Source organism: Aeromonas sp. FDAARGOS 1405, from assembly GCF_019048265.1.
Lineage (GTDB): Bacteria > Pseudomonadota > Gammaproteobacteria > Enterobacterales > Aeromonadaceae > Aeromonas > Aeromonas veronii_A.
This window is the reverse complement of the sequence record NZ_CP077311.1, coordinates 1,218,981-1,241,829: the sequence shown is the minus strand read 5'-3', so window position 1 is coordinate 1,241,829 and position 22,849 is coordinate 1,218,981. Positions and strand designations below refer to the sequence as shown.

Here is a 22,849-nt window from a genome sequence, read left to right as displayed (position 1 = left end):
TTTTTGAGGGGGCTATGATGGCCGAGATGGAAGCGGCAATCCAGCGTTTATGGGCGCGATTGCCACAGGTCGGAGCATTTTCCTTCACCGCCAGCAATGGCGAGGGGTCGGCGACCGACTGGAGTGGTCGCGGCGAGGGGCGTGTGCAGGTGACCGATCATCAGGGGGGCTGGCTATTTAACGAGCAGGGCCGTTACATCACGCCTCATGGCAGGGAACTCGCCATGCACAACCGCTTCTGGTGGCAGCGTAGCGAACGGGGGATCCGTCTCTCCCATCTGCGTTATGAAGCGCCGGTCGAACTGTTCGAGTTGCTGCCACAAGGAGATGGCCGCTGGCTGACCGCCGAGCCCCATCTGTGCGGGGCGGATCACTACAGCGCCGAGTTGACCGAGATCGACGGTGGTTTTCTGCTGAGCTGGCAGATCAGCGGGCCGCGCAAGAACGAGCGACTCAGCTATCGCTATCTGATCTGACGCCGGCTGGCAGGCATAAAAAAACCGGCGCAGAGCGCCGGTAGCGGGGGACAAATCGGAGGTTTTTTAAAACAGTCCCAAAAACAGGAGAGATAGACTCTCGTCACACATTCAGAGATGGACTTCAGGCATTCAGGGCATAGCTCAGCATGGCTTGCAGCTTGCTATCGAAGAACCAGGGCAGCAGTACCATCAGCAGGCCCAGGATCCCGGCCAGCCGCTGGCGATACTGCCAGCCGGCAATCAGCACCAGACCACCGCACAGTGTGGTCAGGATGCCTGACATAGGGTTGCCTCACGCTGTACACGACGCTGCTGGGCCCACTGGTTCATGGCGACCGAGCCGAGGATCAGGGCCAGGGCCACGCCGGTGGTGGGGTGGATCTGCTCGCCGAGGAACAGGGCACCCAGCATCACGCCGAACAGCGGCACCAGATAGTTGCTGAAGGAGGCGAACGTCGGGCCGGCCTTCTGGATCAGCGCCATGTAGAGGAAGTAGACCAGACCGGTACAGAGGGTACCCAGCACGGTGATCGCACTCAGGGCCTGGGTGCTCGGCAGGGTCAGGCTGCTGAGGTCAACCATGAAGGGGGCGACCAACAGCAACTGGATTGCCGAGGAGATCAGGATATTGCGGGCGACCACGACCGGATGGTCCTTGGCGAAGCGCTTGATCATCAGCAGACCGATGGCGAAGCAGCTGGCACCCAGCAGGATGGCCATGGCACCGAGCAGACCGGCGTTCATGCCCTGGGAGAGTTTCGGCCAGAACAGGGTGAGTACACCGGCAAAGCCGATGATCACGGAAAGCAGTCCGGTTTTGGTGATTCTTTCACCAGAAATAAACAGCGGTGCAGCCAGAATGGTCACAAACGGGATACAACCCATGACCACGGCGGCGATGGCGCTATCCACATATTGCTGGCCCCAGGCGACCATGATGAAGGGGATGGTGGCATCCAGCAGGGCGATCAGCATATAGGTGCGCCACGGGGTGTGCTCACTCTTGAGTCGCATGAACAGGCAGAGCAGACCCAGGGTCAGGCTGCCGCACAGGGCACGACCGGCAGCCACCAGAATGGGGGGCAACTCGGCAACGGCCTGGTGCATGAAAATGAACTGGGAACCCCACAGCAGGCCAATGGCCAGCAATAACAGATAGCTACGCATTTGAATCTCCGATGTATTAAGCCAGCGCATTCTAGGCAATCTGTTACTATGGTAAAAATGAATTGTTGGCATTTAACTATGGCTAATATCGATGGATAGCTCGCTCGCCCGTCTCGACCTCAACCTGCTCGCCGTATTCGACATGCTGATGCAGGAGCGCAATGTCACCCGTGCCGCCGAACGGCTGCATCTCTCCCAATCCACCGTCAGTCACGCCTTGGGGCGGCTGCGAGTGGCGCTGGATGACCCGCTGTTTGTGATGAGTCGGCGCGAGATGATGCCGACCGAGCGAGCCAAGGCGCTGGCCGGTCCGGTGCGGCAGGCGCTGGCGATGCTGGAGCAGGGATTGCGGCAGGCCAAGGGGTTTGATCCCGCTACCGCACGGCGGATTTTCCGTATCGCCACCCCGGGCTCGGTGGAGCACGGACTGGTGCCGGTGCTGGTGGAGCGGCTCCATCGGCAGGCCCCTCACTGTCGGCTTGAGGTGTGCGAGCTGGCGGACAGCGACTACGAGCGGGAGTTGGAAAAGGGTGAGCTGGATCTGGTGATCGGTTTCGCCGGGGCGAATCACCTCTCACCCCGTTTGTGGCGGGAGGAGTGGTTCAACAACCCGCTGGTCTGCCTGTCGCCACTCGGTAGCGAGTTGCCCGATGTGCTGACCCCGGTCGAGCTGGTGAGCCGCCCCCACATCCACACCTCCAGCTGGGGTCACAGTCAGGCGATGGTGGAGCTCTGGCTGGCCCGCTTCGGGGTGGAGCGGGAGCTGGGCGTGCGGTTGCCAAGCTTTATGGCGGTGCCGCCGCTGATGGCGACCGGCCGCTATCTGGTGGTGGTGCCCGAGATGATCGGACGCCACTTCTGCCGCTACTACCCGCTGCGGATGCACCAGCTCGACCCCGCCATCCCCATCGTCTACCTGATGGCGGGGCACCCGCTCACCGCCCACGACGAGGCGATCGGCTGGTTCAAGAGCCTGCTGCACCAGCTGGTGTTCGACCTCTACGGCGACGATGCGCTCGGGACTCCCGCTCAGCGGATGCTGGCGAAGTAGTCGAGCCCCATGGCGCTTTTCACCTCCGCCAATACCTCATCGGTGATGATGCGAGCCTGCTCGGTGCCCTGATAGAGCAGTTCCAGCAGCATCTTCTTGTCGGCGATGGCCGCGGCCCGGCGCTCCCGCATCGGGGCGAGCAGGGTCTGCAGGCAGTCATTGAGCACCTGCTTGCAGCGCATGTCCCCCAGTCCGCCGCGCCGGTAGTGGGCCTTCATCTCGGCGACCAGCTCCTTGTCGGGGTGGAAGGCATCGAGATAGGCGAACACCGTATTTCCCTCCACCTGACCCGGATCGCTCACCTTGAGGTGGTTGGGGTCGGTATACATGGCGAACACCGCCTGTTTGACCTCTTCCGCCGACATGCCGAGCTCTATGGTGTTGCCGAGAGACTTGGACATCTTGGCCTTGCCGTCGATGCCGGGCAGGCGGCCGGTGTCGCTCAGGATCGGCTGGCATTCGGTCAGCACCTCTTTGCCTACCAGAGAGTTGAAGCGGCGGACGATCTCGTTGGTCTGTTCCAGCATCGGCAGCTGATCTTCCCCGACCGGCACGTGGCTGGCGCGAAAGGCGGTGATGTCGGCGGCCTGACTCACCGGATAGACCAGAAAACCGGCCGGCAGCGTGCGTTCGAACCCTTTTTGCTGGATCTCCGCCTTGACGGTGGGGTTGCGCTCCAGCCGGGCGACGCTGACCAGATTGAGGTAGTAGCAGGTGAGCTCGGCGAGGGCGGGCAGGGCGCTCTGCAGGCAGAAGGTGGTCTTGGCCGGGTCGAGACCGACCGCCAGATAGTCAGCCATCACCTCCAGCACGTTGTCGGTCACCTTGGCCGGGTTGTGGCCGTTGTCGGTCAACGCCTGTAAGTCGGCGATCATCACGAATTGACGGTAGTGGTGCTGGGCTTCGACGCGCTGGCGCAGGGAGCCGACATAGTGGCCGATGTGCAGTTTGCCGGTGGGACGATCGCCAGTCAGGATTACGGGGTTGTGCATGTCACTCTCTCCAGTTGGGTGAGCCGGGAGGCGACAAAGGGATAAAAACAATGACCGCCTCTCGGCGGTCACGGTGTTTTCTTTGGGAAATTTACATATAGAAACGCGGTGCCGCCTGTTTAGGAGCAGCACCACCAGTAGTTGTGATTGAATGCGGTCATGTTCATAGCAAATCAAACTACGCCGGTTTCATTACTTCTGCAAGGGGACGACCAGCAGATCGCAGGGCACTGTATTCATCAGCTGACGGGCGCTGGAGGTGAGCAGGCTCCAGAAGCTCTGGCGATGGCCGCACACCAGCAGGTCGATCTCGTACTCCTTGACTGCCTGATTGACCCGCTCGCTCAAATCGCCGCAGATCACCAGCTTCTTCTCGATGGGGTAGTCCACCGAAGCGAGGAAGGCCTCCAGCTTCTCTTTCGCTTCGGCGATCACCTGATCCTGCACGTTGTCGATATCGATATCGATCATCTCGGTGTAGAGATCCTTGAGGTCCACATCGACATGGATAACCGACAGCTTGGCGCCGTTGGAGCGGGCTCTGTCGACTGCTTTGTCGATCACCTTGCGGTTGTCTTCAGAGAGGTCGATCGCGGCCAGAATATGCTTGTAATAGGTTGTTCCACTCATGGGGGTTCTCCTTACCGATCCTTCAGCCCACTATACCAATCTCTGCTGAAACTAAAATGGTGCCTCAGGCACAGTTTTGGGATTTAAATGAGTTTAATGACGTGTGACACAGGGTCAGCCACTCAGTTATTAACCACCATTTGCCTATAAATTAAACAGGAGTTTGACGCCGGTCACACCCCCCGGCTTGCCGATCAGGGGGGAGAGGCATAGGATGGGCCCGTGCTTCGCAATGAACACAAAACAACAAAAAGCATCTGAATACCGCTTTGGGGAGCCACGTGCTCCCTTTTGTTTATCCGCCTCATTTCCCGCGGCTTTTCTGACTGATAACGATCCGGCATCAAGTTAATCTCTTTCGATTTGGTTATGCTGTAGCCAATTTCTTTGGAGGCCTTCCCATGATCATTCATCCCCAGATTCAAGGTTGTGTTGCCCGCAACTGTCACCCCATCGGCTGTCGCGCCGCCGTGCAGCAGCAGATTGAACGCATCAAGACTGCGGGCCCGTTCAATGGGCCCAAGCGGGTGCTGGTGCTGGGGGCCTCCTCCGGTTTCGGGCTGGCGTCGCGCATTGCGCTCGCCTTCGGCGCGGGGGCCGACACTATCGGCATCTCCTTCGAGCGGGGCCCCTCTGACAAGGGGCTGGGCAGTGCCGGTTGGTACAACAACATCTGGTTTCGCAAGGAGGCGGAGCAGGAGGGGCGTATCGCCATCAACCTGATCGGTGATGCCTTCTCCGACGGCATGCGCCAGCAGGCCATCGACACCATCCGCCAGCAGCTGGGGCAGGTGGATCTGGTGATCTATTCGCTCGCGAGCGGTATCCGGGTGCTGCCTGACGGCACGCAAGTGCGCTCCGTGCTCAAGACTACCGGCCAGCCGTTCAGCGGCTGGGGGCTGGATCTGGAGCGCGATACGCTGGTGCAGCAGTCGCTGGCGCCCGCCACGCCGGAGGAGATCCGCGATACCGTCACTGTGATGGGGGGCGAGGATTGGCAGCTCTGGATGCAGGCGTTGCAGCAGGCCGGTTGTCTGGCCCCCGGTGCGCAAACCGTGGCCTACTCCTACATCGGCCCCGAATCCACCTATCCCCTCTATCGGGATGGCACCATCGGTTATGCCAAGGAGCATCTGCACGCCACCGCCGAGACCATCAACCTGCAACTGGCCGAGATTGGCGGTCACGCCTGGGTGTCGGTCTGCAAGGCGCTGGTGACCAAGGCGAGCGCCTATATTCCGGTGCTGCCGGTTTATCTCGGCTTGTTGATGGGGGTGATGAAGGAGCGCGGTGTGCACGAAGGCTGCATCGAGCAGATGCAGCGACTGTTCGCCGCCAAGATGTACGGGCCCAATGGGGTGGTGGCCGATGGCAACCGGCTGATCCGGATGGATGACCACGAACTCGACCCGGCCATTCAGGCCGCTGTCTCGGCGCTCTGGCCCAAGGTGACGCCGGACAATTTCCACGTGCTGGGGGACTTTGCCGGGCTGCGGCAGGATTTCATGCAGCTCAACGGCTTCGAGCTGCCGGGCGTCGATTATGCTGCGCCGGTGGATGTCGCCTCCCTTGGCGAGCTGACCCCCTGAGCTGAAAGAAACGGGATCTCCCTCTCGTTGGCGGGTTGATTCGCGGCGGGAGTGTGGCGACAATCGATACCAAATCACTGAGGAGAAACAAGATGCTGGCCCAAGCCATGATCGAGAAGTTGAACGAGCAGATTAACCTGGAGTTCTACTCCTCCAATCTCTATCTGCAGATGAGTGCCTGGTGCGAAGACAAGGGCTTTGAAGGGGCGGCGACCTTCCTGCGTCAGCACGCGGTCGAGGAGCGCCAGCACATGGAGCGTCTGTTCACCTATGTGAGCGAGACCGGCGCCATGCCCAAGCTGGGTGCCATCGATGCCCCTCCCCACGAGTTCAAGTCGCTGGGCGACGTGTTCCGTACCACCCTGGAGCACGAGTATCACATCACCAAGTGCATCAATGGGCTGGCCCACGTAGCCTTCACCACCCAGGACTACTCCACATTCAATTTCCTGCAGTGGTATGTGGCCGAGCAGCATGAAGAGGAGAAGCTGTTCAAGAGCATCGTCGACCGTCTGGGTCTGGTAGGTGAAGATGGCAAAGGCCTCTACTTCATCGACAAGGAGCTGGCCGAACTAGCCAAGGGCGCCCCTGCCAGCATCATGGACAGCAACGCCTGATAGTCGTGGACACTTAGTGTTCAGCCAGTACAATAACGGCCCTTTTAAGGGCCGTTGTTTATTCTGGTGGGCAGTCACCGTTGTGATGTCAGCCAGAGGCAATCTCGGTTCTGGCCAGGTGCCGTTTCTATTTTGATAAGTGAGTGATGATGAAGCAGGTCGATGTGGTGGTGATCGGGGCCGGTGCGGCCGGATTGATGTGTGCGGCGCAGGCGGGCTACCGTGGCCGCTCCGTGCTGGTGCTCGACAACGCCAAGAAACCGGGCCGCAAGATCCTCATCAGTGGTGGTGGCCGCTGCAACTTCACCAACCATCAGGCGGGTGCTCACGCCTACCTGTCGGAGAATCCCCACTTCAGCAAGTCGGCGCTGGCCCGCTACACCCAGCAGGACTTTATTGATCTGGTGGACCGCCACGGGGTCAACTATCACGAGCGCACCTTGGGGCAGCTGTTCTGTCTCGAGAGTGCCAAGGATATCGTCGATGTGCTGCTCACTGAGTGTGACTGGGCCGGGGTGACCCTGCAGTTCCAGACCGAGATCCTCACCGTCAGCAAGCAGGACGAAGGCTTTGTGTTGACCACCAGCAAGGGTGAGATCGGCTGTCACTCGCTGGTGGTGGCGACCGGCGGTCTCTCCATGCCCAAGCTGGGGGCGACCCCTTATGGCTTCAAGCTGGCGGAGCAGTTCGGCCTCAAGGTGCTGCCGACCCGCGCCGGTCTGGTGCCCTTTACCCTCCATCAGGCGGAGAAAGAGGCGTTCGCCGATCTGGCGGGCATCAGTCTGCCGGTGGCGGTGACCGCCGAGGATGGCACCCGCTTCAAGGAGGCGATGCTGTTCACCCATCGCGGCCTCTCCGGCCCCGTCATCCTGCAGATCTCCTCCTACTGGCATGCCGGCGAGAAGATCCACATCAACCTGCTGCCGGAGCTGGATATTCCGGCCGCCCTGCGTGAGTGGGCGCAGGCACACCCCGCGCAGGAGCTGAAAACCGTGCTGGGGCGCGAGCTGCCCAAGCGCTTCGTCGACAAGCTGGTGGAGCTGGGTCAGCTGGTCAGCAAGCCGATGCGTCAGTACAACGAGCGTGAACTGGAAGCGGTGGCCAACTTGCTGGGTGACTGGCAGATCCTGCCCAACGGCACCGAGGGGTATCGCACCGCCGAAGTGACCCTGGGCGGCGTCGATACCAACGAGCTCTCCTCCAAGACCATGGAAGCGCGCAAGGTGCCCGGCCTCTACTTCATCGGTGAAGTGGTGGATGTGACCGGCTGGCTCGGTGGCTACAACTTCCAGTGGGCCTGGTCTTCCGGCTGGGTGGCCGGTCAGTACTGCTAATTCGGACATATCCCCTGTTGGAGAGCCCAAGAGAACATTATGTATAAGTGTGGTTCTTCATTGCCGACATACTGGAGGTCGAGTATGTCGGCCTGGGGCTGTGCCTACAGTTATCTGTTCATGATTACGTGTTACCGCATTCCCTAGAAAATTCCTGTAAGGTATATAAAATCATATACAATGTAGTTCAACAGAACGTTGAGATTAAATAAAATCATGACAAAGCAATATAAGTATAACGACACGTTCACATTTGAACCTGAGACATACAGAATTATTCTTGACGAGAAAGAAATAAAGCTCAGTCAAAAAGAAACCGTATTGCTGGAAGTGCTTTGTGATAATAGTCTGCGAGTTGTTGAAAGAAAAAAAATACTTGATGATATTTGGGGTGAAACAGAAAGCAGGGATATTAGTCTCAACAAAACAATTCTTCTACTACGTAGGAAGTTTGAGTCTATCGGGATTTTCAATTCCATAGAAACAATTCCTCGTGTGGGTTACATTTTCAAGTTGGAGGTTGAACTTGGTCATGGTGATGAATTGTCACACCGTACGGAGGTGATCACAAAGACTGAGGAATCCGATGATGTTGATGCAAACGAGGAACAAAGACTCTTTGATCGCGGTCGACTTGATAAATATATATTAATGTTCTTTGTTTTTATTGTTACTATCATTTCAGCTATTACATCATATTATATTTTGACAGAAAAAGATGAGATTTCATTAGAATTTAGAAAGCTTGAAAAGATAAAGGAATTAGCAACACCAAGTGTTAATCGTATTGTTATGTATACAGAGGATATTCGTTCCCCTGACGAGTATAAATATATTGAAAAGTTGATAAAAAAAGACCGAAACTTTTATGCTCTTGCATCAAAAGATGCATTCTCATATTTGGACTTTAATATAAAAGATAATATAGTTTGGCAAAAAACATTTTTAATGGATAAGCGGCTGGACATAAAGAAACAGCTGGAATGCATTGCTCAGAATATTAATCTTGAAGCTGTTTCACCGATCAATGTACACGATATTCCTGGGATGGGCTTTGTGCGTTTGAGATTCTATCGCCCATGCCAGATTAAAGCAGACTATATCGGTTATATGTTGATCAAAACTACCGGCATTGATAATGATAATGTTGAACAAGCCGCATGGGCTCAAGATTTGATGTTTAACGATGCAAAGCAAAACATGGTGTTTGAAATAAAAAAGATTTCTCGCGTGCATTTTTATGAGAATGGTTTGAGACATCTTGAGAATAAGTCATTGAAGGTCAAATCGATACAGCAAGATATTTTGCAAGTCGATCCTCAAATTTATACCATTTTTGATCAATTTACACAGGATGATGCTTATTTGCGCACAATTAAGATAAAAAATGAGATTGTTCATGTAACCAGTCTTTTTGGTGGGGTTTTATTTTATACAAAAGTATTCAATGGTAAAAATAGTTAGTGCTTTAAGAAAGTTGAGAGTCTCATAAATATGGATGATTACTTGTCGCCAGATAGAGAAATGACTGATACATTGTTTTGTAAATAGAATTATCGGTAATGAGATGTTAATAAAGTCAGAATAAGAATGCTTGTTTTGATATGGAGTTATAAGTAAAACCTAATATATAAAGCGTATGTGTCAAGTTACAATCTGATATCAGCGTCAAAGTGATATCAAATTATAACTTAACCTTTACTTTATATGTAACGAGCCGAAGCAGCACTTCCAAATTTTCTGGGCATTTAATCTACCGTAAATACAATTATTCCCGCACCTCGATGTAAACCTAGAGTATTCACGCCTGAAAATAGGCATTTAGCGATCACTTTTTTCCGCATTCCATATTGCACTGTTAACTTATGAGGTTTATTTGGACCAGAACCTAAATCAAGATTACAATAACCTCCACCATCTAAAACCAATTGACCTTTTTCATCGGTTAATTTAATTGTGCCTGAGGTTGTATTCGTACACTCTAAGTAACTTTCTGCACTTGCAGACATATTTTTAAATTCGCTTGCTGTACCTTTTGCATTTATGGAAATGTTAGGGCCAAATTTACAACTCTCAGCTGGTTTATAACCTGATACGCAATTTGATATTGGTCCAGGATATGAGGCTGATTGTACTGTATCTCTTCCATAAAAAAGACATAAATCAGGGCCTGATTTAAGTCTACGACTACCGATAGTATCATATAAGGGTCTCTGAAGTACGCCATTATTTCGCCAGCAAGAAATAACCTTTCCTAACGTTTTATTTTCATTGGAATTTACACAGCTTCGCCATGACTCTGAGTTAATGCCACCGGCATCATATGATTTATACCCATCAAGTTGTTTGTTTGGCCATGACCTTTCAACTAACCAAGCTAATATGGAACAATCACCCCATTTCTTACCAGCACATAAATTAGGCGTGAGATCATTATTATCTCCCCCAATAATTACCGCTTTCATATATGGATCGCCTTTCGTTGTAAGTCCTGGAGCTTCGGTTAAAGAAATGGAAAGGCTAGATGCATAGGTATTTGTTATGCCAAGTAAAAAAACAAACATAACATTTGTTATGAAGCACAAAAAGTAACCAAGGTGTTTTTTAAAATCACTGGTGCTAAATACACCTCGTATTATTTCGAAAAAAAAGACCATATAACCTCAGTATCACATAAATATTAATAAGGTGCTAAAAATTGCTATTAAGAGAGCATGGAGCATGATGCTTAACTTAAGTTTAAGACTTCTCCACCACCACATGTAGAAATTTAGTAAGCCACGGGTGTTCGTCGAAAATCTCGAGAAGGAACACTGTGGATTCTAATTTTAACTCAGCATCTTTACTCATACTCTAGCTTGAAGTTGGCACTTGTACTAAACGTACCTGATACCAAGCCCGTTTGTCCCGATGGTAGCAATTGCACATAGGTAGCGAAGGTCAGTACGTTGTCACCAGCAGTTAACATCAATTCACGGCTTGCTTTGTTGAGGGGTAATGCCTTTCCCTGATGCTCCAGTCCGATGGCAATCCCTTTGGCGATACTGTCCCCCATCAGCGCCAGCAAGTCCGGATTGTCTGGCGCTCCTTGACCACTGAATGTCACCTTCACACCCTTGGAGATATCGGGGTCACACTCTTCAAGATGAAGCTGAAACTCTCTACTTGGTGTGCGTTTGTCCCTCAATAACTCTTTGTTCACGATATTGCCAAAGTTGACGGTGATGGTTTCATCACCGGGGCGCAGCGAACAGGCTTGATTGACTACCTCTGCGACGACATTAATCATCAAGCTATCACTCCCCGCCTGAGCTTGAGACGGGATAAGCACGCTCTGAAAAGTGATCAATATGAACCACAGGTAACGAACCCTGGAGTAGGCCGCGCGCGGAGAAGAAGAGCCTAGCGACATATTTATCTCTCTATTTTGCATCTTGAGCGGGCAACAAATGGCAGGTCCCGGTGCAGCGGTAGCTCAGGGTTCGACGGCCGCCGTAGTCATCCACATAGGTAAAAGTGGGTTGCTGGCCAAGCTGGGCCACACCAAGATTGACCATGGCACTGCTATTGGGGGCAATCATGACTGGCTCAAATCCCGTAGTACTACCCGCATTGAGTGTGCGGGCCCCATCCACAATGGAGATGTAGTAAGGGGTCGGATTGGTCAACTGGTATTTTCCTCCTACCGCTTGCAGGGTAACTTTTTCTTGCCACGGCGCTTGGTTGCTGCCCGGCTCAACCAGCAGAGTTGCGGGGCGGTAGAAGAACTTGATCCGGGTTTGCAGTGCAAGCTGCAGGGTGTTTGGCTTGTCGCTGCGAGGGGGAATCTCCCGCAAGTTGAAGTAGAACAAACTCTCTTTATCCTGGGGCAGCAGAGCGACAGCAGGTAATGCTTGCACCTTGACCAGGCTCTCCATACCCGGCTCCAGCCGCTGAACTGGTGGCAACAGGGTGAACGGACTATTTATCTTGTTGCCATTGGCATCTTCCAGCCAGGCCTGGGCCAGGTAAGGCAGTGTTTTGTTATTATTGTGGATCGTCAGGCTCATTGAATTGGCTCCCGCCGGATAGATCACTCGGGTGCGATCCAGTGAGACGGCAGCCTGAACCTGGCTAGCCATCATGGTTAGCAATAGAGGCAGAGTGAACAACAGTTTCTTGGTCATATCGGTTTATCTCAATCTGGTTATACAAAATCGATTACTGACAAGTCAGTCTCGCCGTCGTGTTGACTTCTGGTAGCGGTGATGGCAAATAAAAGCGGCAATGCTGCTCGCTGCCCCAGCGAGCCTCCACAGGACTTCCTTCATGCAGGCCTGCGAGATAGGCCATGCCATCATCACCGACCATCCCCAATTGTTGCCCCTTGTCATTGACGACTTCAGCGGCGAATGGAACTGGGCTGCCATCTGTTTTGACCAGTTCAAGCATGCGCTTGCCGCCCGACAACATATCGAAATGACGATAACCGATAGCTCCTTCGGTCAGGGTCCCCATGGAAATAGGTGTCCCAATAGGCTCAACATCATCACCCAATTGATCGATGTCGATGCTGGTTCGTTGACGATAGTAGCTGGATATATCGGCTACAACCGCCTTGCCATTTTGATTCGTGAAGGTGACTGGCCCGCCGGTGTGTACAGGCACACCGCTGGCCCCGTCAGTATCTACCATGATACGACTGCCCCCCATCATGCCTACCCGGTGCATGGCAATCCCCTCTTTGGTCGCAGTAATTCCGCCATTGATGGAGAGCCCTGCGGCTGTTGAACTACCTGCCTGGTGACTAACGTTGGCCATCAGGGTGGTTTTGTCGCCAGTGTGGGTATAGAAACCGCTGGCGCTTTCACCTGCTGGCGAGGTTGAGGCCGTGACTGAGTAACTGTTACGGTCATCCACCCGGTTGAAGAGGCTGATATTGTTGGTGGTTTTGCCCCCCATGGTTGAGGCGCTGTAACTCACATGTTTGTTCAGCCCAAAGGGAATCGACAGTGTGAAGTACATGCCATTATCAGTCTGACGGCCCTGCTCGTTGTGATAGGTGGTGAGCGAGGTCGCCAGGCCACGCCACTCCATTACATCAAAATAGTGAGACAGAGAGAGGCTGATACGCTCACTATCTGTCTGGGACCAGTAAGACTGATGGGTGTAATCGATATATGCTCCCAGCTGAGCTGCTTTGAATTGCTTGCTTAGCCTCACGTTATACAGTTCTCTGGAGCCGCCCCTGTATGGTTGGCCAATCTTGCGGGCGGCCATAAAGTCATTCATGTTCATAAAATCCCGCTCCGAGAAGCGGTAACCGGCAAACGCCACTTGGCTGTCATACTCTTCGAAGTTCTTTGAATAGTTGATTCGATAAGAGCTGCCAGTTTTTGAGCCCTCTGCCAACTGGGCACGAGATTCAGTGATATCGAAAGAGATAGCACCTAATTGCAGCAAATCACGTCCAACCCCGACAGAGAGTGCATCGTAACCCTCACTGAGCAGAGCCCCTCCCAACAGTGACCATCCATTGCTCACGCCCCAAGAGAATTCACTGCTGGCAAAGGCCGGTCCATCCAAGCGATGGGGTTGACTGCTGATCTTGCCACTATTGAACTTGTAGCGTATCGAGCCTGGTCGGGAGAGATAGGGGATGCGAGCGGTGTTGACCTGAAAAGTCTGCACCGATCCATCCTGCTCCTCTACTCTGACATCCAGGGTGCCGCTGACTGCGCTGCTCAAATCCTGAATACGAAATGGCCCGGAAGCCACCTGCGTTTCATAAATAACGCGCCCTTGCTGACTAATCACTACCTTGGCGTTGGTCTTGGCAATACCTACCACTTCCGGGGCGTAGCCACGCAAGTCGGGGGGTAACATGTTGTCATCGTTAACTACAGAGGCGCCTGTATACAGAAAGCTATCGAACATGGAGTTATCCAGATCGAGTTCGCCCATCGTCAACTTGGTGCTGAGTTCGGGTAAGGCGCGATAGGCATACACACGACTGACATCCAGCTCACTTTGGGAGCCTGCTTGCTCTTTGTTACGCTCATAACGACCCTGCCAGTCAGCCCGCAGCCGCCAGGCCCCCATATTGACACCAGCCACACCATAGGCACTGACATTGGTTGTGTCACCATTACCATGGGTCGAATGGTTCTCTTGAAGATTGATGCCATAATCGAGCAGGGCACCATTGACCCCTTCATCCCAACGTGACGGGGGATCCCAGGAGTCACTCACATAATCCCGATATGCTTGAGGGACAGAAATGAGAAGCGTGTCTTTGCTGATATCGCCCTTGATCACTATTCCTTCGAGTACGTCAGGATTAAGGCAAGAGCCCCTCTTCCCACTAGTCAGTAGGCGTTCCAGATCGTGCTTTTTAAGGCCCAATTCATTGGCCAGCGCAACGGTCAAACACAGCTGTGAGCTGTTGCTGGAGGTTGCTTGAAACTTGACGTTACGCTCGCCAATAAAGGCATCGTTTACCACCATTTGCATGGTGTATTCACCGGGTACAATATAACCCGCCTGTTTAAAAGCACCTGATTCAATGCTTTCTTTATCTTTAACATCCAACAGGTCAGTATTGAACTCAATATCACCTGCGTGAGAACTTTTTGCCACACTCATAAAAATGAAAAAAATGGCCAACGATAATAAAAATTGTTTCATAGATTTCAATTTATAAGGTAAACAAAAGGAAACGCGCCTCCCTGCGCGTAATTACTGGATAAATGTTTGATTAAATTTAAATATTTACTGGTAGGTCATGATAAAGTCAGTGGTTGCACTAAATTCACCCGGGATTGCTTTTCCGCCGTCACCCGCTTTGATATTGCTTACCAACTTGGCACCAAATTTCAGGTGGTTGTCACCCTCAACCAGAGTGGCAGCCTTGGTCGGGGTGCCCAAAACAACTTCAGAACCATCCAGTTGGCTAATCATGGCGATAGCCGCACCTTTTGCGAAACCATTAATAGCTAAATGTTTTTTCTCAGTATCATCAGGAATGCCGTTGAAGGTAATCGCGGCAGTTTTGGCGGTATCAAGAGAGCAGCCTTCAAGATGAATATCGAACGGACGCAGAGGACCCTCACCTTGATGCTCGAGTACACTGTTGGAGATTTGTCCCATATTTATGGTTTGATCTACGCTTTCCGGGGCGATAGAGCAGGGGGCATCTACAATTGCACCAATAAATTTGATCACGCCATGGCCTTGATCAGTTGCTGCTGGAGTTGCACTATTTTCAGCATAACTGGCGCCAGAGAATACAGCTAGTAATACAGAAGCTACAATAGCCTTTTTCATATTTTACCCTTTTAATCTGAATTGAGAGTTTCATTCTTGACAAGACTAAGGTTGTCAAAAATGAAACAAGTTTTGAGAAAGCAACAAATTTTTATTAGAAGATTTATTGTTGTATCATGTCATCAGAGACATGTTGATGACTGATTTCGGTGGCTATTTAATCACCGGGGGCAGTGGTTTTCAAAATATCTAAAAATACAAAAAAATACCAATAAAAACAAAGTCTTATGATTTCTTTGTGATGTTGAAAAGGAGGGGTGGAAGTCATGGTGTTTTATGTAATTTAATATATTTTGTTTTTTGGTGTATTGTTTCTACCCCTTTAGGGTTGGCATGCAAAGTACCTGGAGATTCATGATGGTGACTGGCATGTTGGTTTGAACTTGTGATTTTTTTTGATAAAGCGAGGAAAATAACAACTTATTTGCACAGATATATTTTATGTTGTTTTTAGATCTTTTATATTAAATTGCTTTCTGAAGTCGGTCACTCATTTAAATTGGTGGTGTTTAGTAAGCGTATAGCAATCAGGGTGATTAAAAATTCAGTGGGTTTTATTTTTACTGGTGCGTGCATCACGCCTATCATTTTATAGGCGGTAAATGATGTTTTTTTCTCCAAAAAGTTAGCTTGGTATCAAGGATACCAATCTCACAGATAGCAAAATAAAGTGGCAAGTCTTCAATGATGAGTAGAGAAATTAAGATTGTCTACTTGAGTAGACTATTTCCTATGTTAAATAAATCATCAATGATTTTTGAAAGGATGTTTTTGAGGCTGGGATTCAGAGATGGCTTTTGAATATATTCAGTTTTGCACTGTACAGGTAATTATCTCTAAAAGTATGGTTGATAGAGGATTTTGTTGTGCGTGGAGCTTGGATGACGGATGCCATTACATTAACCGTGAGCTGTTTTTTTAGCTGGCAAGTTAGTAGCCAGTAACTTGTGCTGACTCGTTATCCATAGATATGGTTTCGTTTTATTCGTACGGTTAGGCCACTTTCATCCTGTTTCGAAATCAGTACATTGCCAGCAAATAGGATATGATCCGGAGTACTCTTGGTTGATGCAGGAATACATTTGTGCTTGAAAATCAGATGATGCTGCTGGCGGTGTTCGAACGGGCGGCGCTGATGCTGATGACCCTCTTCTTCCTGACCCGCACCCGGCCGTTCCAGCGGCTGTTCCAGAAGCGGGATCACACCCCGGCGGAGCTGGTGCTGGTAGCCTCCATCTTCGGCCTGTTTGCGGTGTTCAGTACCTACACCGGCATTCCGGTAGAGGGGGCGCTGATCAACGTGCGGATCATTGCCATTATCTCCGGCGGCATCCTGTTCGGCCCCTGGGTCGGCATTCCGGCCGGGGTCATCTCCGGTCTGCACCGCTATCTCATCGACATGGATGGCCACACCTCCATCCCTTGCCTTATCGCCAGCATCATCGCCGGTCTGCTCGCCACCTGGCTGCACCTGCGCTGTCGCAAGTCACGGCTCTGGCTCTACGGTATTCTGGCGGGGATGCTCTGCGAAGGGCTCACCATGATGCTCATCTGGCTGCTGACCGAGCCCCACGAAGTCGGGGTGGAGATCGTTAACCATATCGCCTATCCGATGATCGTCGGGGCGCTCTGCATCGGCCTCATCATCAAGCTGGTGCAGGATCTGGATGACGAGAAGGAGCTGATTGCCGCCAAGCAGGCCAAGCTGGCGCTCGATATCGCCAACAAGACGCTGCCCTTCTTCCAGAACATCGATCGCCACTCCCTCAGTCAGGTGTGCGATGTGATCCGGCGCGACATCAGCGCCGATGCGGTGGCCATCACAGATACCCATGACGTGCTGGCCTATGTCGGGGTGGGCAAGGACTATTACGAACTGGATGAGCACCACGCCATCAGCGGCATGACCCAGCAGGCGGTGCTGCTCGACCAGATCATCATCAACAACGATCTGCGCCAGTATCACCTCTCCGATTTCCACTCGGTCATCATTATTCCGCTGCGGGAAAACGGCGCCGTCAGCGGCACCCTCAAGATCTACTACCGCCGCACCCACAGCATCACCAGTTCCCTGCGGGAGATGGCGGTCGGCCTCTCCCAGCTCATCTCCACCCAGATGGAGGTGTCGCGCATCGAGCAGCTCAAGGAGATGACCCGCAAGGCGGAGTTCACCGCGTTGCAGAGCAAAATCAACCCGCACTTCCTGTTCAATGCCCTCAACGCCATCTCGTCGCTGATCCGCATCCGGCCCCAGCAGGCGCGCCAGCTCATTGCCAATCTGGCGGATTACCTGCGCTACAACCTCAACAAGGGTGACACCCTCATCGACATCAAGGAGGAGTTGCAGCAGGTGCGCGACTACGTGGCCATCGAGCAGGCCCGCTTTGGTGACAAGCTGGAGGTGGTGTTCGATGTGGATGACGTGCATATCGAGGTGCCGAGCCTGCTGTTGCAGCCGCTGGTGGAAAACGCCATCCTGCACGGCATCCAGCCCCGCAGCGCGCCGGGTCGGGTCACCATCGAGGTGAAGCAGCTGGCGGGTGGCATCCGGGTCGCGGTGCGGGACACCGGCTACGGCATCAGTCAGGAGGTGATCGACGGGGTGGCAGCGGGGCGGGTGGAGAGCCGCAGCATCGGCCTGATGAACGTGCATCAGCGGGTCAAGCTGCTCTATGGTGACGGCCTGCACCTCAAACGGCTGGAGCCGGGTACCGAAGTGAGTTTCTATCTGCCGGATCAGGAGTCGATGCCATGCTGAGTGCCATCATGGTTGAGGATAAGTGTGTGCCGCGAGAGGTGTTGTCATGCTGAAAGCGATCATTGTGGAAGACGAGTATCTGGCTCGCGAGGAGCTCATCTATCTGGTGAATCAGCACAGCCAGATCGAGATAGTGGCGAGCTTCGAGGATGGGCTGGAGGCGTTCAAATACCTGCAGGATCACGAGGTGGACGTGGTGTTCCTCGATATCCAGATCCCCTCCATCGACGGCCTGCTGCTGGCCAAGAACCTGCACAAGTCGAGTCATCCGCCCCACATCGTCTTCGTCACCGCCTACAAGGAGTTTGCGGTGGAGGCGTTCGAGCTGGAGGCGTTCGACTACATCCTCAAACCCTACAACGAGCCGCGCCTCATCAGCCTGCTGCAAAAGCTGGAGCAGGCAGGCAAGTCGCAGGCGGGGCAGGGGAGCGAGCTGGGGGCAGCGCAGAATCGCACCGTCAATCTGGTGAAGGGGGAGCGCATCATCGTCACCCCCTGCGAGCAGATCTACTACGCGGAAGCAGACGAGAAGCTTACTTATGTCTACACCCGCGATGACCGCTACGTGATGACCATGACCATCAGCGAGTTTGTCAGCCGGCTGCCTGCCGAGGGGTTCTTCCGTTGCCACCGCTCCTACTGCGTCAACATCAACAAGATCCGCGAAATAGTCCCCTGGTTTAACAGCACCTATCTCATCCGGCTCCATGATCTGCCATTCGAGGTGCCGGTCAGTCGCAGCAACATCAAGGCGTTCCGTCAGCTGATGCGGCTCTGATTGTCATTCATTCCCGCCGATCTGCATTTCATGCCTTAATCGATCGGCGCGAGCTGCGTCTTGCCTATAGTGGCCTCAATTTCCTTAAGGCCATCGACCGAGACGCATCATGACCAAAGAGATGAACCGCACCCGGTACCTGACACTGATCGGTACCATCATCACCCAGTTCGCACTGGGTTCTGTCTACACCTGGAGCCTGTTCAACGCCCAGCTCTCCGACAAGCTGGACGAGCCGGTGAGTCAGGTCGCTTTCGCCTTCGGCCTGCTCAGCCTGTCGCTGGCGGTCGCCTCCTCCATGGCGGGCAAGCTGCAGGAGCGATTCGGTGTGCGCAACGTGACCCTGGGCGCCGGCGTGCTGCTCGGCATCGGCTTCTTCCTCACCGCCCATGCCAGCAATCTGGCGATGCTCTACCTCTGCGCGGGCATTCTGGTCGGTTTTGCCGACGGTACCGGCTACCTGATGACCCTCTCCAACTGCGTGAAATGGTTCCCGGAGCGCAAGGGGCTCATCTCCGCCTGCTCCATCGGTGCCTATGGCCTCGGCAGTCTCGGTTTCAAATACATCAACCTGCTGCTGCTCTCCAGCTCCGGCCTTGAGACCACCTTCCAGCTGTGGGGCTTGATTGCGATGTCCATGGTGCTGGTGGGCGGCATGCTGATGAAGGATGCGCCCAAGCAGGCCGCCTCCGTGCAGCAGAGCGAGAGCCGTGACTTCACTCTGGCCGAGGCGATGCGCAAGCCGCAATACTGGATGCTGGCGCTGATGTTCCTCACCGCCTGCATGAGTGGCCTCTACGTCATCGGCGTGGCCAAGGATATCGGCGAGAAGATGGTGGGTCTGCCAGCAGTGGTGGCTGCCAATGCCGTCGCCATCATCGCCATGGCCAACCTGGGTGGCCGTCTGGTGCTGGGGATCCTCTCCGACAAGATGTCCCGCATCCGGGTTATCACCATCGCTCAGCTGATTACTCTGGCGGGCATGGCGCTGCTGCTCTTCGTGCCGCTCAATGCCAACCTGTTCTTCGTGGCGGTCGCCTGTGTGGCGTTCAGCTTCGGCGGCACCATCACCGTCTACCCCTCGCTGGTGAGCGACTTCTTCGGTCTCAACAACCTGACCAAGAACTACGGCGTCATCTATCTGGGCTTTGGTCTGGGCAGCATCATCGGCTCCATCGTGGCCTCCCTGTTTGGCGGCTTTATGGCGACCTTCCACCTGATCCTGGTATTGCTGGTAGTGGCGCTGGTGCTCTCCCTCACTATCCGTCTGCCGGCTCCGATAGCGGTGGAGCGGGCCTGATAGCCTCTTGGCTACACCAAGCAATAACATGACCCGACCCATGTCAGTTCTGTAATGTTGTTCACCTAAGCTGAGCCGCATTGCCGTCTAAAGTGACACATCATCATCAACGTCCTGGGCTTGATAGCCTGGGGCGTTTTTTTATTAATATTTCTCCAATCTGGCCCCGATACTCGACCAATCGCAGTGGCGTATGTAATAACGACAATACATTATCTATTATTTCATTATGAACCGAGCGGGAAATATTGTCCGTTGGATTTTATATGACTAGGTATATCAATGCGACGGTTAAGTTTTATACGGCAGACATAAAAATTAAGGCGCCGAGAAAAATGCTACTAACGTTTTATAGCTGATTTTTTTGATATTTTATCTTAACTAAATAGCATGCAGGTATACCAATATTTTTCTTCATGAAACATAGGTGTTGATTTTGTGATGGTTCCAGGTAGTTTCATGGATGGATAATAATGAAATAGTGTTGCTACATTGCTTAGTTATATTTAACACTATTTAGCAACCATCAAACATCTTTATGAAAATAAATTACTTGCACTCTTTCCCGACTGGTATGAATTTATTTTTATATATGATCACATGCTGATTTCCTGCTTTTCCAATATTATTGTTGTACCATCTTTCACCGGGTAATAAATACTTGCTTGTGGCTTCACTATCTGGCTGTTCACAGCCTTGCTTAACCATGAATTCAAAATAAGTGTTTCCTGAATTAGTGATTGTCTGTTGGTTTTCATCAAATAGATAATCAAAGGCTATTTGTCGCGGACGAACAACCAAAATAGATTGCACAGCCAGTTTTATCTCTAATGCCCCCTTTAGACTATTACGCATGTTTTTATCAACTTGAGCTACGGGTGACTCTGTGAAGGTGATTCGATAGTAACGCTCATTATTATCAGCGGGCCCTTTGTAATATAGCTTAATATTTTGTGAATTATTAGCATGTAACATGAAGCGTTTGGGGGAAAACAACAGTTCGCCTGGTATGGTTGGGAGTGTGACACCTTTAGTTGTTGGGTTATTTATCTTTTCCATCTGGACTTCATACACTTTTGTTACATTACTATTGTTGGTGATAGTTCGAACTATAAAGTCTTCTTTTGGAGCCATGGCGATTGTCATGGCTCCAATGTCAATCGCCAAGGCATTTGAAGAGAGTGCAAATATTAGCAAGGAGCCAAAAAAACGATACATAACTTTCTCCATATTTAGCGCCAAGTTCCCTTTATAGTTATAGTACCACTTTGTTGTACACTTCCCTCCCATAACTCATCATTAATGGTACGCTGTACCATGGGGTCGGTTAGATCAAACTCTAGCGCCAGCTCATAAAACCGGGTAATCCCTTTCCCACTGATGGGATCATTCCATTCTTGCGGTGTAGTGCTATCCTGGATCCCTAATGCACGAATGTCTAAAGGGGTGCCATCGCAACGGATATTATGCTGTGATAATAACCCATTGGTAGTTGAATTAAATACCAACTTGGTCGGTATTGGCACTGCCTGCTCGATGGCCGAGTCCTCTGCAGGATAGAAGGTGCAAAATCCCTGATAAGGTGACCCGATATCTTGGGTAATAGCAATCTCCAACATGTCCGCACTGATGGGGCCACTATCCGATATTTTGTAAGAGAAATTCAAAATGTCTTTTCCTACGCTACCCTCCTGGTATGGAGAGCTCACCCCTTCAGAGGACAGGATAGAGACGCTAAAATCTCGTGGCTTGATAACTATTTCAGTGGTACCACTGAACTCATAAAAACCGCTCTCCGGTGCTTTGATATTTCTCATATTAAAGTTAATCAAGTTTCTAGTTAGCTGTTCTTGCAATCCAAGTCTAACCACTTGCTTGAAAAAATTGCTTGATAGAAAAAGATAGATAGATGATTGACCTTTAAGATAGCTGACATTGTAGTCTGCCCCCCTAAGAGCCCAGTTGGTCAAGTTGGTGCTCATTTGAACATCTGCACTGACAATGGCACTATTCAACGTTGAGTTTTTTATGTTGGTGTAAATATAGGGGTCTGAAAATGACTGGCTGCCATCTTGATTAAATTCATAGTCAAGAAAACGACATAAAACGCCATTTCTAGTTCCTAGCCGATAATTTTCACAACCTTGTGAGCCAGGTAGTATGTATGGCATGCCATTGCTATCAACAATAACTTCGCTGATTGCATTGGTTTGGATAAAACGCAAGTGCCCCGCTTTTTTGTGCTGTGTTTTTTTTACATACCAAGATCCACTATCTTGGTTTATACAGCGCTCTCCTGCTGCTGCGTTATATACTCTTGTTGTCCTGCAAAAGTTCATTTCTCTATTTAATATCGTACCTACAGGCATGCTTCTAAGGTAGTCAAAGAAGCTGGAACTTAGCTTTGCATGTGCATATCCAGTAGCTGCTTTCATTAACCCATAGAAACCTGATTCGTTAACTTCTGCAGGTTTATTAATGGCCTCTGCGGTTTGTGGATCACACCCAGACCAGCTTTTTATGCAGCGCTGGTTAATGTATGGGTGTCTTATTGGCCCATTTTCCCACATGTCTATATTATCGTTAGTTACACTATAGTTATGGCCATTATCCGCATATGCCAAACTCACCTGTCTGGAATCAGAGGTCCAAGCATTACCCCCTGATAAACGGGGGTCAAGGTAATCAGTTGGTGTGATAAATAAGTTGTGGTCCTCCTGATTTTCAATGAATAGAAAATGACGAAGATCAGCATCCACCAAATTATACTTAGTGACAGCTGAATTGCCATTTTGATTCCAGCATGCGGCAAGCGCGATAACAAAAAATAATTTATATGAAAATTTCAT

At 51.7% G+C, this 22,849-nt stretch carries 20 protein-coding genes; 9 read left to right on the top strand and 11 right to left on the bottom strand.

What is annotated here, in order from left to right:
* Positions 1–14: 14 nt before the first annotated feature.
* Positions 15–476 (top strand): DUF6314 family protein, encoded by a 462-nt coding sequence (locus tag I6L35_RS05875; protein ID WP_216979780.1) that lies wholly within the window; start codon positions 15–17, stop codon positions 474–476.
* 124 nt (positions 477–600) lie between these two features.
* On the opposite strand, the gene I6L35_RS05870 is transcribed toward I6L35_RS05875, so the two are convergent.
* Both I6L35_RS05870 and I6L35_RS05865 read right to left on the bottom strand, forming a co-directional pair.
* Complete coding sequence (locus tag I6L35_RS05870) at positions 601–762, bottom strand: hypothetical protein (protein ID WP_005339236.1); 162 nt, start codon at positions 760–762, stop codon at positions 601–603.
* Positions 747–1,646 carry a DMT family transporter gene (locus I6L35_RS05865; RefSeq protein ID WP_005339234.1) on the bottom strand — a complete coding sequence of 300 codons (900 nt, stop codon included), beginning with the start codon at positions 1,644–1,646 and terminating at the stop codon, positions 747–749. The genes I6L35_RS05870 and I6L35_RS05865 overlap by 16 nt, the downstream gene beginning before the upstream one ends.
* 91 nt (positions 1,647–1,737) lie before the next feature.
* On the opposite strand from I6L35_RS05865, the gene I6L35_RS05860 reads away from it, so the two are divergent.
* The gene (locus I6L35_RS05860; protein ID WP_005357110.1) at positions 1,738–2,697 is read left to right on the top strand and encodes a LysR family transcriptional regulator; all 960 of its coding nucleotides are present in this window, start codon (positions 1,738–1,740) and stop codon (positions 2,695–2,697) included.
* On the opposite strand, the gene trpS is transcribed toward I6L35_RS05860, so the two are convergent.
* Together trpS and I6L35_RS05850 are read right to left on the bottom strand one after the other, a co-directional pair.
* A complete protein-coding gene (gene trpS / locus I6L35_RS05855) occupies positions 2,676–3,689 on the bottom strand; it encodes a tryptophan--tRNA ligase (RefSeq protein ID WP_019446260.1) in 1,014 nt (337 codons plus the stop codon). The two genes, I6L35_RS05860 and trpS, sit on opposite strands and share 22 nt — an antisense overlap.
* Positions 3,690–3,881: 192 nt before the next feature.
* Entirely contained in the window at positions 3,882–4,319 is a 438-nt protein-coding gene (locus I6L35_RS05850; protein WP_005339229.1) for a universal stress protein, read from the bottom strand.
* Between the two features lie 401 nt (positions 4,320–4,720).
* On the opposite strand from I6L35_RS05850, the gene fabV reads away from it, so the two are divergent.
* From fabV to I6L35_RS05830, 4 genes are all read left to right on the top strand, one after another.
* On the top strand, positions 4,721–5,908 hold the full coding sequence (gene fabV, locus I6L35_RS05845) for an enoyl-ACP reductase FabV (RefSeq protein ID WP_216976406.1): 1,188 nt from the start codon (positions 4,721–4,723) through the stop codon (positions 5,906–5,908).
* Between the two features lie 92 nt (positions 5,909–6,000).
* Positions 6,001–6,525: a non-heme ferritin gene (gene ftnA / locus I6L35_RS05840; protein WP_005339225.1), complete on the top strand. Its 525-nt coding sequence runs from the start codon at positions 6,001–6,003 to the stop codon at positions 6,523–6,525.
* A 149-nt stretch (positions 6,526–6,674) separates the two neighbouring features.
* Entirely contained in the window at positions 6,675–7,859 is a 1,185-nt protein-coding gene (locus tag I6L35_RS05835; protein WP_005355716.1) for an NAD(P)/FAD-dependent oxidoreductase, read from the top strand.
* A 216-nt stretch (positions 7,860–8,075) separates the two neighbouring features.
* A complete protein-coding gene (locus I6L35_RS05830; protein WP_216979779.1) occupies positions 8,076–9,323 on the top strand; it encodes a winged helix-turn-helix domain-containing protein in 1,248 nt (415 codons plus the stop codon).
* Between the two features lie 284 nt (positions 9,324–9,607).
* Here the strand turns inward: I6L35_RS05830 and I6L35_RS05825 are convergent, their stop codons facing one another.
* From I6L35_RS05825 to I6L35_RS05805, 5 genes are all read right to left on the bottom strand, one after another.
* Positions 9,608–10,516: a hypothetical protein gene (locus tag I6L35_RS05825; protein ID WP_216979778.1), complete on the bottom strand. Its 909-nt coding sequence runs from the start codon at positions 10,514–10,516 to the stop codon at positions 9,608–9,610.
* A gap of 185 nt (positions 10,517–10,701) precedes the next feature.
* Positions 10,702–11,271: a fimbrial protein gene (locus tag I6L35_RS05820; protein WP_254204534.1), complete on the bottom strand. Its 570-nt coding sequence runs from the start codon at positions 11,269–11,271 to the stop codon at positions 10,702–10,704.
* A gap of 10 nt (positions 11,272–11,281) precedes the next feature.
* Entirely contained in the window at positions 11,282–12,025 is a 744-nt protein-coding gene (locus tag I6L35_RS05815; protein ID WP_216979777.1) for a fimbria/pilus periplasmic chaperone, read from the bottom strand.
* 34 nt (positions 12,026–12,059) lie between these two features.
* A complete protein-coding gene (locus tag I6L35_RS05810) occupies positions 12,060–14,525 on the bottom strand; it encodes a fimbria/pilus outer membrane usher protein (RefSeq protein WP_216979776.1) in 2,466 nt (821 codons plus the stop codon).
* 84 nt (positions 14,526–14,609) lie between these two features.
* Positions 14,610–15,164, bottom strand: a complete 555-nt coding sequence (locus I6L35_RS05805) for a fimbrial protein (RefSeq protein ID WP_005342239.1) — start codon at positions 15,162–15,164, stop codon at positions 14,610–14,612.
* Between the two features lie 1,084 nt (positions 15,165–16,248).
* On the opposite strand from I6L35_RS05805, the gene I6L35_RS05800 reads away from it, so the two are divergent.
* The 3 genes from I6L35_RS05800 to I6L35_RS05790 all read left to right on the top strand — a co-directional run bounded on the left by I6L35_RS05800 (position 16,249) and on the right by I6L35_RS05790 (position 20,000).
* Positions 16,249–17,922, top strand: a complete 1,674-nt coding sequence (locus I6L35_RS05800) for a sensor histidine kinase (RefSeq protein WP_216979775.1) — start codon at positions 16,249–16,251, stop codon at positions 17,920–17,922.
* 46 nt (positions 17,923–17,968) lie between these two features.
* Positions 17,969–18,700 carry a LytTR family DNA-binding domain-containing protein gene (locus I6L35_RS05795; RefSeq protein ID WP_216979774.1) on the top strand — a complete coding sequence of 244 codons (732 nt, stop codon included), beginning with the start codon at positions 17,969–17,971 and terminating at the stop codon, positions 18,698–18,700.
* Positions 18,701–18,809: 109 nt separating this feature from the next.
* Positions 18,810–20,000: an MFS transporter gene (locus I6L35_RS05790; RefSeq protein ID WP_216979773.1), complete on the top strand. Its 1,191-nt coding sequence runs from the start codon at positions 18,810–18,812 to the stop codon at positions 19,998–20,000.
* Positions 20,001–20,549: 549 nt separating this feature from the next.
* Here the strand turns inward: I6L35_RS05790 and I6L35_RS05785 are convergent.
* Positions 20,550–21,218 carry a fimbria/pilus periplasmic chaperone gene (locus I6L35_RS05785; RefSeq protein WP_216979772.1) on the bottom strand — a complete coding sequence of 223 codons (669 nt, stop codon included), beginning with the start codon at positions 21,216–21,218 and terminating at the stop codon, positions 20,550–20,552.
* A gap of 14 nt (positions 21,219–21,232) precedes the next feature.
* Positions 21,233–22,849 carry a hypothetical protein gene (locus tag I6L35_RS05780; protein ID WP_254204533.1) on the bottom strand — a complete coding sequence of 539 codons (1,617 nt, stop codon included), beginning with the start codon at positions 22,847–22,849 and terminating at the stop codon, positions 21,233–21,235.